At 45.9% G+C, this 1,526-nt stretch carries 1 protein-coding gene; it reads left to right on the forward strand.

What is annotated here, in order from left to right; genetic code table 11:
• On the forward strand, positions 1-1,526 hold a 1,526-nt coding region (locus tag BLV35_RS19380; RefSeq protein WP_218133020.1), incomplete at both ends, for a beta strand repeat-containing protein.

The raw sequence follows: 1,526 nt of genomic DNA on the forward strand, positions 1-1,526 counted from the left end.
ATCGCACAAAGCGGTACATGGCCAACGGGAATTAGTTTAAACACGACTACCGGAGCAATAAGTGTAGCAGCAGGAACAGCACCTGGCGTATATGCCGTTGCTTACGAGTTATGTGATAAACTGACACCAAAAACCTGTGCTACAGTAACAGACAATGTAACGGTAACATCGGTAGTCACACCGATAACAGAAAGTGGAAGCATCGCTGCAACTGGCGGAATTGCGATTACTACTGTATTATCGAATGACACAACCAATGGCGTTGCAAGTACAACATCGAACTCTACAATCGCGCAAAGCGGTACATGGCCAACGGGAATTAGTTTAAACACGACTACCGGAGCAATAAGTGTAGCAGCAGGAACAGCACCTGGCGTATATGCCGTTGCTTACGAGTTATGTGATAAACTGACACCAAAAACCTGTGCTACAGTAACAGACAATGTAACGGTAACATCGGTAGTCACACCGATAACAGAAAGTGGAAGCATCGCTGCAACCGGCGGAATCGCGATTACTACTGTATTATCGAATGACACAACCAATGGAGTTGCAAGTACAACATCGAACTCTACAATCGCGCAAAGCGGTACATGGCCAACGGGAATTAGTTTAAACACGACTACCGGAGCAATAAGTGTAGCAGCAGGAACAGCACCTGGCGTATATGCCGTTGCTTACGAGTTATGTGATAAACTGACACCAAAAACCTGTGCTACAGTAACAGACAATGTAACGGTAACATCGGTAGTCAGCCCGATAACAGAAAGTGGAAGCATCGCTGCAACTGGCGGAATTGCGATCACTACTGTATTGTCGAATGACACAACCAATGGCGTTGCAAGTACAACAGTCAACTCTACAATCGCGCAAAGCGGTACATGGCCAACGGGAATTAGTTTAAACACGACTACCGGAGCAATAAGTGTAGCAGCAGGAACAGCACCTGGCGTATATGCAGTTGCTTACGAGTTATGTGATAAACTGACACCAAAAACCTGTGCTACAGTAACAGACAATGTAACGGTAACATCGGTAGTCACACCGATAACAGAAAGTGGAAGCATCGCTGCAACCGGCGGAATTGCGATCACTACTGTATTATCGAATGACACAACCAATGGCGTTGCAAGTACAACAGCCAACTCTACAATCGCACAAAGCGGTACATGGCCAACGGGAATTAGTTTAAACACGACTACCGGAGCAATAAGTGTAGCAGCAGGAACAGCACCTGGCGTATATGCAGTTGCTTACGAGTTATGTGATAAACTGACACCAAAAACCTGTGCTACAGTAACAGACAATGTAACGGTAACATCGGTAGTCACACCGATAACAGAAAGTGGAAGCATCGCTGCAACTGGCGGAATTGCAATCACTACTGTATTATCGAATGACACAACCAATGGCGTTGCAAGTACAACATCGAACTCTACAATCGCACAAAGCGGTACATGGCCAACGGGAATTAGTTTAAACACGACTACCGGAGCAATAAGTGTAGCAGCAGGAACAGCACCTGG

The sequence above is a fragment of the Flavobacterium gillisiae genome (assembly GCF_900107635.1).
GTDB lineage: Bacteria > Bacteroidota > Bacteroidia > Flavobacteriales > Flavobacteriaceae > Flavobacterium > Flavobacterium gillisiae.